The sequence below is a fragment of the Micromonospora sp. NBC_00617 genome, assembly GCF_045161355.1.
Taxonomy (GTDB): domain Bacteria; phylum Actinomycetota; class Actinomycetes; order Mycobacteriales; family Micromonosporaceae; genus Micromonospora.
On record NZ_CP107751.1, the window covers coordinates 794,385 to 809,798 of the forward strand.

The following is a 15,414-nucleotide window of genomic DNA, read 5'->3' on the forward strand; positions in this document are numbered from 1 at the left end:
CCGGCGGATTGGGGGACTTCGATGGTCCGTGACGTGGCCCGTCGGCGGCCCCGCGAGCGCGGCGGCGCCTCCGGCGGCTTCGCGCGTCTGGTGCCGCACACCGACCCGGTGGCGTTGGTCGGCATCACGTTGTCGATCACCCTCAGCGTCATGCTCGACCTCACCAACGCCGCCTCCGGGGTGGAGTCGCTGCTGGCCGGCCTGATGGGCATCACCATCTCGCTGCTGGTGGACTCGCTGGCCCGCGCGGAGCGCCGGTTTCACCTGCGGACGTTGCTGGACGGGCCGCCGTGGCTCGTCCACACCACCACCGAGCTGGCCGGGGCCATCCGGGAGGCGGCCGAGCAGCACGCGGGCACGCGGGTCGCGGCGGAGGCGCAGCGGCGCTACGAGCAGTTCCGGCTGGAGGCCGAGCAGCTCGCGCAGGGGCGGATCATCCGGCGTGGCGACGAGGACGAGGACCTGGTCGGCGCGACCCGTGGCTGCGTGCACCGGCTCGACGCGCTGACGAACGTGATGCCCCGGGTGAGCGGGGAGCTGAGCTGGTGGCGCAGCGAGATCGGCCGACGCTACTGGGAGGCGAACGTCGCGGCCCTGCAGCGGGGCGTCCGGATCACCCGGGTCTTCGTCTACGCCACGCTGACCGACGAGCTGTCCGCGCTCGTGCAGCGGCAGCGCGCGGCCGGGGCACGGGTGGGTCTGCTGCCCTTCGGTGTGGTCAGTCCACAGCTCCTCGTCAATCTGACAGTCTGGGACGGGTCGAGCTGTTGGGAGGCCCGGATGACCGCGCACGGCGAGGTCGGCGAGAACCAGTTCTCGGTCAACCGGACGGACGTCGAGCGCCTCACCCGCGTGTTCGACGTCTGCGTGAACGCCGCGACCTTCCAGGACTGACGGCCGAGACGGGGAAGCCATGACGGTGAGTGCGGTCCTGCTGGTGACGGCCGTGGTCTGGGCGGTCAGCGTGATCCGCTCGATCAGGCTCCGCGCGCTGGTCTACAGCCTTCCGTTTCCGATGACGCTCGCCCTGGTCAGCACCCCTTACGGAGTGGGCGGCGCGCAGGTGCTCGGCGTGCTCGGGCTCAACCTCTTCTTCGTCACCGTGGCGGTCACCCACCAGCGGCTGCGCTGGCCCATCCTGCTCGCCGACGGCGCGGGGATCGCCGTCTACGTGGCGCTGAGCGCAGGTCTGCTGGCCGTCGACATCCCGTTCGAGGCGGCCCTCGCCGCCACGCTCGTGCTCTGGCTGACGGCCATGCTCCTGCTGCGCGGTCACGCCCGTACGCGCGCCGCCGCCGCAGCCGGCGCAGGCGACGCCGCCGCCGCAGCAGCCAACGGAGCGGACGCCGCCGCTGCCGGACCGGCCGCGGTCGGCGACGCGGACGCCCGGGCGGCGACGCCGGCCGGAGGCCGTCCGGACGGTCTGCCGGCGCTGCTCAAGTTGCTGGTCATCTTCGTCGGGGCGATCCTCACCGCGGTGCTCGGCGCGGTGTTGCGCGGCATGGTGGTGACATTCCCGTATTCGGGGGTGCTGGTCGCCGTCGAGGCTCGCCGTCAGTTGTTCGAGTTCAGCGGGCACTTCGCTCGCAACAGCCTCGCGCTGGTCGGTTTCCTCACCGCGTACCACTATTTGCAGGACGTCTCGTCGGCCGTCGCGCTGGGCGCCGGCTGGGCCGCCTTCGCGGTGGTCGCCACCGTCCTGCACCTGCCGCTGCGCCGCCGCAGTTCTGCCCGGGCCAGCCCGCCGAGACGCGTGTCGAGATCGCTGCGGCCGGCGGCCGAGCCACCCACCGTGCGGTGAGCCGCCTATCCGGCGTTCCGGACCAGGTCCGCGATCTGGGCGAGGGGTTCGGCGTACGCGGGCCAGTCGAGGCCGTCGACGGTCACCGGCCGGTGGCTGGACCCGCGCCACGGCGGGGTCAACCTCGGGTTCCCCACCCAGACCTGAGCAGACGCAGCACGCCCGCCCCGGCCAGGTACGCCAGCAGGGCCGGGGCGGGCATGCCGAGCGGCTCCGGGGCGAGTTTCGGGGTCGCGCTGTTGAGCATCAGTGCGAACACCACTGCGGCGTAACCGGCCACGGTCAGCACCGTGCGGGTCGTGGTGCCCCGGCTGGCCCGGTGCCCGGTGCGGTGCCCGCTGCTGTGGACCTCCACCCGCCCGAAGACGGCGACCAGCACCGTCAGGACGGCCGCGAGCAGCAGCAGCCAGGGCACCCGCCACGCCCACCAGGCAGCCGAGCCGACCTCCGGTGCGGGCAGGGTCCCGGTCGCGTCGAGCAGCCCGATCAGCAGGATGGCGGCGGTCAGGTGCCAGAGGAAGATGGTCAGCACCACCAGGTTGACCCCGATCACCAGCTGCCACGGGCCGGTGCGCCGCAGCAGGCGCTCCGCGGGGCCGCGCAGCAGCAGGACCAGGCCGAGTTGGGTGGCGGCGACGGCCAGCAGCGCGAGGCTCGGCGGGCTGGCATTGTCCAGCCTCTCGCCGGGCACGTTCAGCATGGCCACCGGCCAGGGGCCGGGCACGGTGAGCAGCAGCAGCGCGGCCAGCCCGCCGACCAGGAACACCAGAGCGGCCCGGAGGGAGGTCGGCAGCCGGCGGCGACGTACCCCCGAATGCTCGTCAAACGGCGGGCCGGTTTCACCGGGGGCCGGAGGGCCGGCGGCGTCGGCCGGCGGGGCGGCTTCGCTGGCGGGCTTCGGCCCGGCTGCCTGCCGGGTGTCGTACCAGGCGAAGCCGAGCTGGTGTATCGCCAGCCAGCCGAACAGGTAGTTGCCGTAGCTCAGCTCCACCGGCCCGGTCAGCCGGCCCAGGTCGCCGAGACCCACCAGGGCGACCAGCACCAGCGGAACGGCCAGGCCGAGGCGGCGGTGCAGCGCGTACATCGGTGGGGTGAGCGCGACCACCGCGAGGTACGCGACCAGGAACCAGAGCGGGATGGTGGCGAACCAGACCACCTCGCGGATCCGGGTCGGGTCGGTGTCGAGCAGCCGGGCCACGGCGGCGGCGCCGCCGAGCACCAGCACCAGCACGCTGGTGGGGCGGACCAGCCGGGCGCTGCGGTCGAGCAGCCAACTGGCGGCGTCGCCGCCCCGTGCGCGCAGGCGGGCCAGCGAGACCGCGTTGGCGTAACCGCCGACCAGGAAGAAGACCGGCATCACCTGGGCCACCCAGGTCAGCGGGTACGCCCATGGCAGGTCACTGAGCGCGGAGTGCCCGGTGGGCAGCCCGGAGTCGTTGCGCACGATCACCACGATGCTCCAGTGTCCGAGAACGACCATGGTGATGGCGAGGGCGCGGAGCAGGTCGACGTACCGCTCCCGGCCCGCCGGGGTGCGCTCGGCGAGCTGGCGCAGGCGGCCCATCACCCCAGGCTATGCGAGCCGGCGGTGCCCGGTGGTGATAACGGTTCGGCTGCCGGGGGTTGAAGTCCGCGCGCCGCTGCCGTAGAAATTCTTCAGCAACTTTGCGCTAACTGAAGACAAGCAACAACCCCCGTGCCTCGCGCGACGGACGCCTTCCCCATTACCCGGCGACCGCCCGACCCGAACCGAGGAGACTTGATGAACAGGCGTGAGATCCTGCGGCGCAGCGCCGCCGCCGGTCTGCTGGCCACCCCCGCCGCCGGTCTGCTGACCGGTTGTGCGACCGGCGGCGGTGACAAGGGCGATGCCGAGACCTACCAGGGCACCAAGAGCGCCGAGAACCCGCTCGGCGTCAAGGAGGACGCCCCGCTCGAGGTGGTGATCTTCGGCGGCGGGTTCGGTGAGGAGTACGCCAAGGCCCACGAGGCCATGTACACCGAGAAGTACCCGAAGGCGAAGATCAAGCACTCCGCCACCCAGGAGATCAGCAAGACCCTCCAGCCGCGTTTCGTCGACGGCACGCCGCCGGACGTGGTCAACAACTCCGGCGCCAGCCAGATCGACTTCAACGGCCTGGTCAGCCAGAACGCCATCGCCGACCTGGGCGAGCTGCTCGCCGCGCCGAGCCTCGACGTGCCCGGCAAGACCGTCAAGGACACCCTGCTGCCCGGCGCGGTCGAGGTCGGGTCGTACGACGGCACGTTCCTGGTGCTCAACTACACCTACACCGCCTACGGCATCTGGTACTCCGAGAAGCTGTTCGCCGAACGCAAGTGGGAGTACGCCAAGACCTGGGACGACCACATCGCGCTCTGCAAGCAGATCAAGGCGGCCGGCATCGCCCCCTGGACGTACGCGGGCCTGCACCCGCGCTACATGAGCTGGCCGCTGATCGCCACCGCCATCAAGCTCGGCGGGCCGTCGGTGGCGACCGCCATCGACAACCTGGAGCCGAACGCCTGGAAGTCCGACTCGATGCGGACCGCCGCCGACGCGTGGCACCAGATCGTCAAGGACAAGTTCATCCTGGAGGGCTCGCCCGGCCTGGACCACAAGCAGTCGCAGACCGCCTGGTGTCAGGGCAAGGCCGCCTTCATCTCCTGCGGTTCCTGGCTGGAGAGCGAGCAGAAGGACGTCACCCCGGCCGGGTTCAACATGACCATCGCGCCCACCCCCAGCCTGGGCAGCGGCGACAAACTGCCGTTCGAGGCGATCCGAGGCACCGCCGGCGAGCCGTTCATGGTGCCGGCCAAGGCCCGCAACGTCGCCGGTGGCCTGGAGTACTTCCGCACCATGCTCTCCAAGAAGGGCGCCCAGGACTTCACCAAAAGGGTGGCCAGCCTGACCGTGGTGGCCGGCGCCAGCGAGGGCGTGGAGCTGCCGTACGGGCTCAACACCGTGGTCAAGGCCCTGGACGCGTCCGGTGCCAACGGCTTCAACTGGGTCTACAACAACTACTACCGCAAGTTGGAGAAGCCCCTCGTCGATGCCGCCTGCGGCGAGTTCTTCAGCGGCCGGATCGGCCCGGCCGAGTTCCTCGACCAGTGTCAGAAGGGCGCCGACTCGATCGCCCAGGACAGCTCGATCAAGAAGTACAAGCGAGCGGCTTGACAGCCCGGCCGGTGGGGGCGAGCGCGCCCCCACCGGCCGCACCTTGGGAAAGGTCCACCGTGAAACATGGCAAGTGGCCGCTGATCGTCACGTTCCTGGTGCCGCCGGTGCTGCTGTACGTCTTCTTCGTCGTCTCCCCGTACCTGCAGGCGTTCCAGATCTCCACCACCGACTGGCTCGGCTACTCGGCCGACGCCAACCAGGTCGGGCTGGCGAACTTCAAGGCGCTGTGGCACGACGACTACGTGTGGAACGCGCTGAAGAACAACGCGATCCTGCTCGCCCTGGTGCCCGTGCTGACCATCGGGTTCGGGCTCTTCTTCGCCACCATGCTCGCCCTGGGCGGGCGCCGGGGCCGCGCCGGAGTCACCGGGGTCCGCGGCGGCGCGTTCTACCGCACCGTGTACTTCTTCCCGCAGGTGCTCTCCGTCGTGATCATCGCGCTGTTGTTCAAGGAGGTCTACCACCCCAACAAGGGGCTGCTGACCAGCGCGCTGCACGCCGTCGGCCTGCCCGCGCCGACCTGGCTCGGCGACCCGGCGACCGCCTTCTGGTGTGTGCTGGCGGTGATGGTGTGGAGCAACGTCGGCTTCTACGTCGTCCTGTTCGGCGCCGCGATGTCGGCCGTACCGAAGGAGATCTACGAGGCGGTGCTGCTCGACGGTGCGTCCCGGTTCACCACGCTGCGGCGGATCACCCTGCCACTGCTCTGGGACACCGTTCAGGTCGCCTGGGTCTACCTGGCCATCTTCGCCCTGGACGGGTTCATCCTCGTGCAGCTCATGACCAACGGTGGACCGAACTTCTCCACCGACGTGATCGGCGTACGGATGTACGACACCGCCTTCGGCAGCGAGACCAAGTTCGGCTACGCCTCGGCGATCGGCGTGGTGATGTTCTTCCTGACCCTCTCGGTGGCGGTGCTGTCGCTGCGGGTCGGCCGGCGCGATCGGATCGAGTACTCGTGACCACACTGGACCAGCCCACCGTCGCCGCGCCGACGTCGACCCCGGGTCGGGACCGTCCCGTCCGCCGGGAACTCGGCGTCGCCAACGCCCTCTCGCACGGCTTCCTGCTGCTCTGGGGCCTGCTCACCGTCCTGCCGCTGCTGTGGATGTTCCTCAGCTCGTTCAAGACCAACGGCGAGATCCTGGCCGACCCGTGGGGGCTGCCCGCGTCGCTGAGCTGGGACAACTGGGCGCGTGCGTGGACCGGGGCGCACATCGGCCGGTACTTCCTCAACAGCCTCGTGGTGGTCACCGGCTCGGTCAGCCTCACCATGCTGATGGGCGCCGCCGCCGCGTACGTCTTCGCCCGGTACGAGTTCCGTGGCCGGCAGGTCGTCTACTACCTGTTCGTCGGCGGCCTGATGTTCCCGGTGTTCCTCGCCCTGGTGCCGCTGTTCTTCGTGGTCCGCAACGCCGGCCTCTTCGGCACCTGGACGGGACTGATCCTGGTGTACGCGGCGTACTCGATGCCGTTCACGGTGTTCTTCCTGACCGCGTTCTTCCGGACCCTGCCGACCTCGGTGGCCGAGGCGGCCATGGTCGACGGCTGCGGTCACTTCCGACTCTTCTTCCGAGTGATGCTCCCGATGGCGCGTCCGGGACTGATCAGCGTGGCGATCTTCAACTTCCTCAGCCACTGGAACCAGTTCCTGCTGCCGCAGGTGCTGATGCAGGGCGACGAGTCCAAGTGGATGCTCGCCCAGGGGCTGTTCGCGCTGTCGGTCAGCCAGGGCTACGCGGGCGACTACGCTCGGCTCTTCGCCGGGTTGAGCATCGCGGTGCTGCCGGTGCTGGCGATCTACGTGGCCTTCCAGCGGCAGGTCCAGGCCGGCCTCACCGCCGGTCAGCTCAAGTAGGACGGCACGGGTGGCGGCTCACCCGCCACCCGCCGAGGCGAGCCACAGCGACCGCGCCGCCCGGTGGCATCCACCACCGACCAGTGACCGCTCCTGATCACACGGTCCCGACCCGCGCCGCCCGCCCGCCCGCTCGGCGCCCGCCCGCCCGCTCGGCGCCCGCCCGCCCGCTCGGCGCCCGCCCGCCCGCTCGGCGCCCGCCCGTGCCGCCCGGCGTCCAAGATCGACGCAACTTCGGTGAAGTTGCTGTCTCAGCTCGTCGTGAGGCAGCAGTTTCCCCGAAAGTGCGCGGATCTTGCCGTGGAGGCGGGTGTGCGGATCTTGCCGTGGGCGGCCCGGGCTTCCCGGCTCTCCCGGCCCCGGCCCGAGAGGCCCGGGCTGGCGGCGGGTGGGCAGCGGCGCACGCCTTGATCGTGCTCGATCCAGGATGTAGTGGCCTCGGGGCGTGAGGTGGGCACTCTTTCCAGGATCGAGCACGATCATGACCCGTGGCGGCCCGACGCGCCCGGCCCGGCATTGCCGGTCCGGCTCGCCCGGGTGGCCCGGTCCGGCGCGGCATTACCGGCCCGGCTCGCTCAGTGTGACCCGGTGCGGCATGGTGTGCAGGGGGCGGCGCGCGGTCGGGCCCGGCCCGGGGCGGCCCGGGGTGGGGCGGTCAGGGGGTGGGGAAGAGTCGGGCGTGCAGGGCTGCCGGGTCGGTGACCTCGGGTAGGGCGCGGGCGGCGAGCCAGGCTGCCGCGGCGGCCCCGTCGCCGGCGGTGCGCAGGGGCGCGGACGGCCAGCGTCGGCCGATCTCGGCGCGGACGGCCGTGGCGAGCGGGGTGCCCGCGGTGAGCAGCCCACCGCCGAGTACGACCGGCGTCGTCGCCCCGGCGGGGCGGATCCGGCCGACGCTCCCGGCGAGGTGGGCGGCGGCCTCGGCGATCAGCGCGGTGGCGACCGGTTCGCCGTCGGTGGCGGCGGTGACGACCAGTGGCGCGAGCCGGGCCAGTTCGATCGGCGGCCGGCGGGTGACCGCCTGGATCGTGGCGTCCACGGTGTCGCGGGGGCGGGGAGCGACGTCGGTGCTGCCCACCAGGTCGGTGAGCACCGCCGCGCCCAGCGTGCCCGGCGCGTGGCCGGCGTCCAGGTCGGCGAGGAGCCGGCGGACCGCCTCGCGGCCGAGCCAGAAGCCCGATCCGGCGTCGCCGAGCAGCCAGCCGTGGCCGTCGGCGATCCGGTCGAGTCGCAGGTCGACGACCTGCGCGGTGATCGCGCCGGTGCCGGCGATGAGCACCGTCCCGTCGGGCTCGGCGGTGCCGGAGGCGTAGGCGACCAGGGCGTCGCCGTGCACGGCGTACGGGCAGCGCAGGCCCGCGTCGTGCCAGGCCCGGTCGAAGGCGGCGCGTCCGGCGGGGTCGGCGAGGATTCGGGCTGCGCCGGCCAGCCCGATGGTGCCGGCGGCCACCCGGGTCGGGTCGACGTCGGCGAGCGCGGCGCGCAGCGCGGCCAACAGTTCGGCGGCGGCCCGCTCGGCGCCGTGGCTGGTGGGGTTGCCGCCGCCGGCTCGGCCGGTGCCGAGGCGTTCGCCGGCGAGGGTCAGGGCGGTCGCCCGGGTGGACGTACCCCCGACGTCGAGACCGACCACGACGGTGTCGGACATCGGCACGGGCCTCCTTGCGCTGCGCGGTGCTGGGCCTGTTCATGCTGGTCGGCGCGGCCGCGTGGGGCAACTTCGGTCGGGAGTGGAGGTCTGTGCGCCAGGTAACAGTTTGAAAACTTCGCCCACAGTCTTGACACAGAGGGCGGTTCAGTAAGAACTTTTACCACTAACAGTTAACAGTCTTTTCGGAAAGGTGAGGCGACCCATGGTTGATCACGAGGTGGACATCGCCGCGGGGACCGCGGTGGTCGACCCCCACGTGACCGACCGAAGGAACTCACCCTCCGACGGGGTGCTGGCCCGGGTGCGCAACGGGCTCGCCGAGCTGACCGGCGCGCTGCGCCGCGTCGCCGAGCACGTCCTGAGCGACCCGGAGGCCGCCGCGCGCTCCACCATTGTGGAGCTTGCCGAACGCAGTGGCACCTCCCCGGCCACCATCACCCGCTTCTGCCGGGCGATGGGCTTTGAGGGGTACGCCGACCTGCGCCTCGGCATCGCCGCGGAGACCGGCCGGGCACGCTCGGCCGGCTGGACCGTCGACATCGGCCGCGAGATCCAGCCCAGCGACCCCCTCGCGCGGGTGCTCGACCAGATCATGGCGGCCGACACCCGGGCCATGCACGACACCGCCGCGCTGCTCGACCTCAGCGAGGTGGAACGCGCCGCGGTGGCGATCGCCGGCGCCAGCCGGGTGAACATCTTCGGCGCCAGCGGCAGCGCCCTGGTCGGCGAGGAGATGCAGTTCAGCCTGCACCGCATCGGGGTGGCCGCCTGGGCCTGGAGCGACGTGCACGAGGGGCTGGCCAGCGCCGCGCTGCTCGGCGTCGGCGACGTCGCGCTCGGCATCTCGCACACCGGCCAGACCCGCGAGACGATCGAGATGCTCGCCGAGGCGGGCAGCCGGGGCGCCACCACTGTCGCCCTCACCGGTTTCCCCCGCTCGCCGCTGGCCGAGCTGGCCGACATCGTGCTGCTCACCGCCAGCCAGGCCACCACCTTCCGGCCGGACGCCCTCTCCGCCCGCCACCCGCAACTGGTGGTGCTCGACCTGCTCTACATCGCCGTCGCCCAGCGCACCCACGACCGCGCCCACGCGGCCTTCCGGCGCACCGCGCAGGCCGTCGACGGGCACAAGGCCGCGAAAGGGGCCCTCTCATGATCAGTGCCCAGGGGTACGCGGACGCCGTCCGCCCGGTGCTCGACCGCCTGCTCGACTCGGAGGCCGACGGGATCACCCGGGCCGCCGACCTGATCGCCGACAGTCTGCGCGCCGGCGGTGTGCTCCAGGCGTTCGGCGCCGGGCACTCCGAGGCGTTCGCCGCCGAGCTGGTCGCCCGCGCCGGTGGGCTGGTCCCCACCAACCGGCTCTCGGTACGGGACCTGGTGGTGCACGGCGACGCCCCGCGCGACGTGCTCGCCGACCCCAAGCTGGAACGCGACCCCTGGATCGCCCACCAGATCTACGCGCTCGCGGCGCCCCAGCCGCGCGACGTGTTCGTGGTGGCGTCCCAGTCCGGCATCAACGGCTCGGTGGTCGAGCTGGCGGCGCTGGTCACCGAGCGCGGTCACCCGTTGATCGCGGTCACCTCGGTCGAGCACACCGCACGGGTCGCCCCACGGCACCCGTCCGGTCAGCGGCTCGCCGACCTCGCCGACGTCGTGCTGGACAACGGCGCGCCGTACGGTGACGCACTGCTGCCGCTCGAGGGCGGCGGCGCGGTCTGTGCGGTCTCCTCGGTCACCACCGCGCTGCTGGCGCAGTTGCTGACCGCTGAGGTCGTACGACGGTTCCACCAGGCCGGGGAGGTACCCCCTATCTACCTCTCCGCCAACGTCCCCGGTGGGGACGAGCACAACATCGCCCTCGAGTCGCGGTACGCCGGGCGTCTCCGGCGCACCGCCTGACCCGACATTCCACAAGGAGAGACGACGATGTCGATTACCCCCGAGCACCCGGCCGCACTCGACCGTCGCACGGTGCTGCGTCGCGCCGCCGCCGTGGGCATGCTCGCCACCCCGGCCATCGGCCTGCTCAGCGCGTGCGCCACGAGCAGCGGCGGTGACAAGGACAACGAGAAGGCCGCCGAAGGCACCAAGAGCGCGGCCAACCCGCTGGGCGTCAAGGAGGACGCCCCGATCGAGGTGATCATCTTCAACGGTGGCTACGGCGAGAAGTACGCCACCGACGTGCACGAGCCGCTCTACAAGAAGGCGTTCCCCAAGGCGGAGATCAAGCACCAGTCCACCCAGGCCGTCTCCACGGTGCTCCAGCCGCGGTTCGCGTCCGGCAACCCGCCGGAGTTCGTGAACAACTCGGGCGAGAAGCTGATGGACTTCGGCGCGCTGGTCGCCGACGGTCAGCTCCAGGACCTCACCGAGCTGTGGGACGCCCCGTCGGTCGACGACCCGGCCAAGAAGGTCCGCGACACCGTGGTGCCGGGCACCGTCGAGGCGGGTTCGTTCAACGGCAAGCCGTACGTTCTGTACTACGTCTCCACCGTCTTCGGCATCTGGTACTCGGCCAAGCTGTTCAAGGACAACGGCTGGGCGCCGGCGAAGACCTGGGACGACTTCATCAAGCTGCTCACCGCCATCAAGGCGAAGGGCATCACGCCCTACGGGTACGCGGGGGCGAACGCGGCGTACTACCAGTGGAACGTGATCCTCACTCAGGCCGCCAAGATCGGTGGCGTCGACGTGCTGAAGAACATCGACAACCTGGAGGACGGCGCCTGGAAGCAGGACGCGGTCAAGCAGGCGGCCACGGCGTGGGCCGAGGTCGGGGCGAAGTTCAGCGACAAGAGCTTCGAGGGGCTCAAGCACACCGACGTGCAGCTGCGGCAGAACCAGTACAAGGTGGCCCTGTACCCCAGCGGTGACTGGCTGGAGGGCGAGCAGAAGCAGGACACCCCGGCCGGCTTCGACTACCAGCTCATGCCGGTGCCGAGCCTCACCGCGTCGGACAAGCTGCCGGCCACGGCGCTGCGGGCCACCGCGGGCGAGGGCTACTTCGTCTCGGCGAAGAGCAAGAACCCCAAGGGCGGCCTGGAGTACATGCGCCAGATGCTGTCCACCGCGGGCGCGAAGGGCTTCACCGAGGTGGTCAAGGCCCCGACCGTGGTCACCGCCGGTTCGGAGGGCTTCGCCTTCCCGCCCGGTGTGGCCAGCTCGCAGGCCGCGCTCAAGGCGGCCGGGCAGGACGTGTTCAACCTGTACTTCGACGGCTGGTACAAGGAGCTCGACACCGAGGCGCGCAGCGCCACCAACGAGCTGATGTTCGGCCGGATCAACGCGGACGCCTTCGTGGAGCGGATCCAGAAGCGCGCCGACGCGATCAAGAAGGACAGCTCGGTCGCCAAGTTCAAGCGCTGATCGATCGGAGCTAGGGTCATGCGGCACGGCAAGTATCCATTCGTGATCGGGTTCCTGTTCGCCCCGGTCGCGCTGTACGTGACATTCGTGATCTGGCCGTACGCGCAGGCGTTCCAGATCTCGATGACCAACTGGCGAGGGCTCTCCGCCCCGCAGTGGGTGGGCTTCGACAACTACCGGAGGCTGCTCGACGACGGCGCCTTCTGGAAGGCGGTCCAGCACCACGGCGTACTGCTGCTTGCCCTGCCGCTGATCACCATCGCCATCGCGTTGTTCTTCGCCTTCCTGCTCAACGTGGGTGGCAAGAGCAGCGGCGGTCAACGCCAGGGGGTCTGGGGGGCGAAGTTCTACCGGGTGGTGTTCTTCTTCCCCCAGGTCCTGGCGGTGGCGATCATCGCGGTGCTGTTCCAGATGGTCTACCGGCCGAACGAGTCGGGTCTGATCAACGGCGTGCTGATGAAGATCGGCCTGGATCCGATCCTCTTCCTGGTCAAGCCGAACCTGGCCCTCTGGTCGATCCTCGCGGTGCTGGTCTGGCAGGCCGTCGGCTTCTACGTGGTGCTCTTCTCGGCCGGGATGGCCTCCATCCCGGGCGAGATCTACGAGGCCGCGGAGATGGACGGGGCGAGCAGGGTGACCCTGTTCTTCCGGGTCACCCTGCCGCTGCTCTGGGACACCCTCCAGGTCGCGTGGGTCTATCTGGGCATCGCGGCGTTCGACGCGTTCGCCATCGTGGCCGTGCTCTCGGTCGACGGTGGCGGCCCGGACGGCGCCACCACCGTGCTGGCCATGGAGATCTACCGCAACGCGTTCGTCTACTCGAAGTACGGTTACGCCTCCGCGATGGGCGTGGCGCTGTTCTTCCTCACCCTCACGTTCGCGGCGCTGACGCTGCGGCTCACCAAGCGGGAAAGCGTGGAGTACTGATGAACCCCCAGTCGACGCTGCCGCCGACGCCGGCGGCCCTACCGCCGAAGACCGGCGACCCGGCAGCCGCAGGGCGGGGGAGCAAGGACCCCCGCTCGGAGGTGCGGCTCTTCGCCGGCCTGGGACACATCGCGCTCGCCGTGTGGGCGGTGATCGTGATCGTGCCGATCCTCTGGACCTTCCTCGCCGCGTTCAAGAACACCAGCGAGATCTTCAGCAGCCCGTGGACGCTCCCGGCGGAGCTGCGGTGGGAGAACTTCGGTCGGGCGTGGACCAAGGCGAACGTCGGCCGGTACTTCCTCAACAGCGTCCTCGTGGTCTCGTGCAGCACCTTCGGCACCATGCTGCTCGGCTCGATGGCGGCGTACGTGTTGGCGCGGTACCGGTTCTGGGGCAACCGGGCGATCTACTACCTGTTCGTCTCGGGGCTGGCGTTCCCGGTCTTCCTGGCCCTGGTGCCGCTCTTCTTCGTGGTGAAGCAGTTGGGCATGCTGGACACCTACCAGGGCGTGGTGCTGGTCTACATCGCGTACTCGCTGCCGTTCACGATCTTCTTCCTGGCCGCGTTCTTCAAGACGCTGCCGACGTCGGTGGCCGAGGCGGGGATGATCGACGGCTGCGGGCACACCCGGCTGTTCTTCCAGGTCATGATGCCGATGGCGAAGCCCGGTCTGATCAGCGTGGCGATCTTCAACATCATCGGACAGTGGGCGCAGTACCAGCTCCCGTTGGTGCTGCTCTCCAACGCCAAGGACAAGTGGGTGCTCACCCAGGGCATCGCCGACATCTCGGTCAACGCCGGCTACGAGGCGGACTGGTCCGGGCTGTTCGCCGCGCTGACCATCGCCATCCTCCCGATGATCATCGTGTACGCGGTCTTCCAGCGTCAGATCCAGGCCGGGCTCACCTCCGGCGCGGTGAAGTAGACCGTCACCTCTGGCGCTCGTCGGCGTGAGCGTGCCACGAGCGCCAGAGGGCGGCGTACGCCCCGTCGGCCGCCACCAGCTCGTCGTGACTGCCGATCTCGGTGATCCGGCCGTCCGCCAGGACGGCCACCCGGTCGGCGTCGTGCGCGGTGTTGAGCCGGTGCGCGATGGCGATGACGGTCCGTCCGACGAGCACGGCGGCCAGGGCGCGCTCGGTCCGCCGAGCGGTGCTCGGGTCGAGCGCGGCGGTCGCCTCGTCCAGGATCAGCGTGTGCGGGTCGGCGAGCACCAGTCGGGCCAGCGCCAGCTGCTGGGCCTCGGCCGCGCCGAGCTGGCGGGCGCCGTCGCCGAGCGCGGTGTCCAGCCCCTCGGACAGCTCGTCGTACCAGTCAGCGCCCACCGTGGCCAGCGCGGCGCGCATCTGCTCGTCCGAGGCGTCCGGCGCGGCGAACGCGAGGTTGTCACGTACCGAGCCGATGAAGACGTGGTGCTCCTGAGTGACCAGGGCGATCCGCCGCCGACGTTCGGCCGGGTCCAGGTCGGTGACCGGGCAACCGCCGATGCTGACGACGCCCCGCCGCGGCGCGTCGATGCCGGCCAGCAGCCGGGCCAGGGTCGACTTGCCGGCGCCCGACGGGCCGACGACCGCCAGCCGTTCGCCGGGCCGCACGTCCAGGTCGATGCCGTGCAGCACGTCGTGCCCGTCGGCGTACGAGAACCGTGCCTCGCGGACGACGAGCCGCTCGCCCCGCACGGTGGCCGTGGTGCCGGGCGACTCCGGTGGGACCAGCCCGACGCCGAGCACCCGGGCGAACGACGCGAAGCCGCGCTGCGCCTGCTCCGTCCACTGCAACAGCCGGTCCATCGGGTCGATGGCCTGCTGGAGGTAGAGCGCGGCGGCGACCACCGCGCCGAGCGAGACCCGGTCGGCGGCGTACAGGTAGCCCCCGACGAGCAGGACCATGGCGACGGGCAGCGGATAGCTGGCCTCCACGACCGAGAAGAACACGGTCCGCAGCGCGAGGGTCGCCCGCCGGGCCTGCCACAGCCGGGTGACGCGGCTGGTGCCGTGCCGGATCCGGTCGTCGGTCAGCCGCAGCGCCTCGACCGTGCGGGCCCCCTCGGCGGTGGTGGTCAACGCCTCGGTCAACTCGGCCGCCTCGGCGCCCTCGGTGAGGTACGCGGAGCTGGCCCGACGCAGGTACCACCGGGTCACCGCCACGATCGACGGCAGCCCGGCTAGCGCCGCGACCCCGAGCAGGGGATGCAGCAGGAAGACCGCCCCGAACAGCAACGTCAACTGCACCGAGGCGATGACGATGGTGGGCACCACCTCCCGGACGGTGGTCCCGACCGTCGCCACGTCGACCGAGCTGCGGGTCGCCAGGTCACCGGCGCCGGCGCGCTCGACGACCGAGACCGGCAGCCCGAGGGTGCGGGAGACGAACTCCTCGCGCAGCTCGGCGACGGCCCGTTCGCCGAAGCGGTGGCCGGCGTACTGGGCGTAGCGGGAGAGCAGGGCGCTGACGAGGACACAGCCGGCGATCGCCAGTGCCAGCCGGTCCACGGTGGCCACGCCGGCGCCGGCGGTGACCCGGTCGATGATGACGCCCAGCAACCAGGGCGGGGCCAGCCCGGCGAGGGCGGCGGCGCTGTGCAGCGCCAGTACGACGCCGACGGCCCGGCGGTGCCGGCTGATCATGTCGC

The 15,414-nt window shown here is 71.1% G+C and carries 13 protein-coding genes; 10 read left to right on the plus strand and 3 right to left on the minus strand.

The features are described 5' to 3' along the window. Positions 1-21 precede the first annotated feature (21 nt). Together OG505_RS03735 and OG505_RS03740 are read left to right on the plus strand one after the other, a co-directional pair. On the plus strand, positions 22-894 hold the full coding sequence (locus tag OG505_RS03735) for a hypothetical protein (protein ID WP_405430979.1): 873 nt from the start codon (positions 22-24) through the stop codon (positions 892-894). 19 nt (positions 895-913) lie between these two features. After that, positions 914-1,801 (plus strand): hypothetical protein, encoded by an 888-nt coding sequence (locus OG505_RS03740; protein WP_405430981.1) that lies wholly within the window; start codon positions 914-916, stop codon positions 1,799-1,801. Positions 1,802-1,919: 118 nt separating this feature from the next. On the opposite strand, the gene OG505_RS03745 is transcribed toward OG505_RS03740, so the two are convergent. Beyond that, the gene (locus OG505_RS03745) at positions 1,920-3,365 is read right to left on the minus strand and encodes an acyltransferase (RefSeq protein WP_405430982.1); all 1,446 of its coding nucleotides are present in this window, start codon (positions 3,363-3,365) and stop codon (positions 1,920-1,922) included. Positions 3,366-3,563: 198 nt separating this feature from the next. Between OG505_RS03745 and ngcE (OG505_RS03750) the strand changes: the two genes are divergently transcribed. From ngcE (OG505_RS03750) to OG505_RS03760, 3 genes are read left to right on the plus strand one after another with little or no spacing between them, the layout of a single operon-like run. Next, complete coding sequence (gene ngcE / locus OG505_RS03750; RefSeq protein WP_405430984.1) at positions 3,564-4,976, plus strand: N-acetylglucosamine/diacetylchitobiose ABC transporter substrate-binding protein; 1,413 nt, start codon at positions 3,564-3,566, stop codon at positions 4,974-4,976. 59 nt (positions 4,977-5,035) lie between these two features. Then, positions 5,036-5,944, plus strand: coding sequence for a carbohydrate ABC transporter permease (locus OG505_RS03755; RefSeq protein WP_234591511.1), 909 nt, complete (start codon positions 5,036-5,038; stop codon positions 5,942-5,944). Beyond that, positions 5,941-6,840 carry a carbohydrate ABC transporter permease gene (locus OG505_RS03760; RefSeq protein ID WP_405430986.1) on the plus strand — a complete coding sequence of 300 codons (900 nt, stop codon included), beginning with the start codon at positions 5,941-5,943 and terminating at the stop codon, positions 6,838-6,840. The genes OG505_RS03755 and OG505_RS03760 overlap by 4 nt, the downstream gene beginning before the upstream one ends. A gap of 655 nt (positions 6,841-7,495) precedes the next feature. On the opposite strand, the gene OG505_RS03765 is transcribed toward OG505_RS03760, so the two are convergent. Then, entirely contained in the window at positions 7,496-8,482 is a 987-nt protein-coding gene (locus OG505_RS03765) for an N-acetylglucosamine kinase (protein WP_405430988.1), read from the minus strand. Between the two features lie 205 nt (positions 8,483-8,687). On the opposite strand from OG505_RS03765, the gene OG505_RS03770 reads away from it, so the two are divergent. The 5 genes from OG505_RS03770 to OG505_RS03790 are packed head-to-tail and all read left to right on the plus strand — an operon-like array spanning position 8,688 to position 13,707. Continuing rightward, positions 8,688-9,641 (plus strand): MurR/RpiR family transcriptional regulator, encoded by a 954-nt coding sequence (locus OG505_RS03770; RefSeq protein WP_405430989.1) that lies wholly within the window; start codon positions 8,688-8,690, stop codon positions 9,639-9,641. Continuing rightward, positions 9,638-10,387 (plus strand): sugar isomerase domain-containing protein, encoded by a 750-nt coding sequence (locus OG505_RS03775; protein ID WP_405430991.1) that lies wholly within the window; start codon positions 9,638-9,640, stop codon positions 10,385-10,387. The genes OG505_RS03770 and OG505_RS03775 overlap by 4 nt, the downstream gene beginning before the upstream one ends. A gap of 27 nt (positions 10,388-10,414) precedes the next feature. After that, positions 10,415-11,854, plus strand: coding sequence for an N-acetylglucosamine/diacetylchitobiose ABC transporter substrate-binding protein (gene ngcE / locus OG505_RS03780; protein WP_405430992.1), 1,440 nt, complete (start codon positions 10,415-10,417; stop codon positions 11,852-11,854). A gap of 18 nt (positions 11,855-11,872) precedes the next feature. Then, a complete protein-coding gene (locus tag OG505_RS03785) occupies positions 11,873-12,781 on the plus strand; it encodes a carbohydrate ABC transporter permease (RefSeq protein WP_405430993.1) in 909 nt (302 codons plus the stop codon). Beyond that, positions 12,781-13,707, plus strand: coding sequence for a carbohydrate ABC transporter permease (locus tag OG505_RS03790; protein WP_405430995.1), 927 nt, complete (start codon positions 12,781-12,783; stop codon positions 13,705-13,707). The genes OG505_RS03785 and OG505_RS03790 overlap by 1 nt, the downstream gene beginning before the upstream one ends. A gap of 4 nt (positions 13,708-13,711) precedes the next feature. Here OG505_RS03790 and OG505_RS03795 read toward each other — a convergent pair whose 3' ends face one another. Beyond that, positions 13,712-15,409, minus strand: a complete 1,698-nt coding sequence (locus OG505_RS03795; RefSeq protein WP_405434362.1) for an ABC transporter ATP-binding protein — start codon at positions 15,407-15,409, stop codon at positions 13,712-13,714. Between the last annotated feature and the right edge of the window lie 5 nt (positions 15,410-15,414).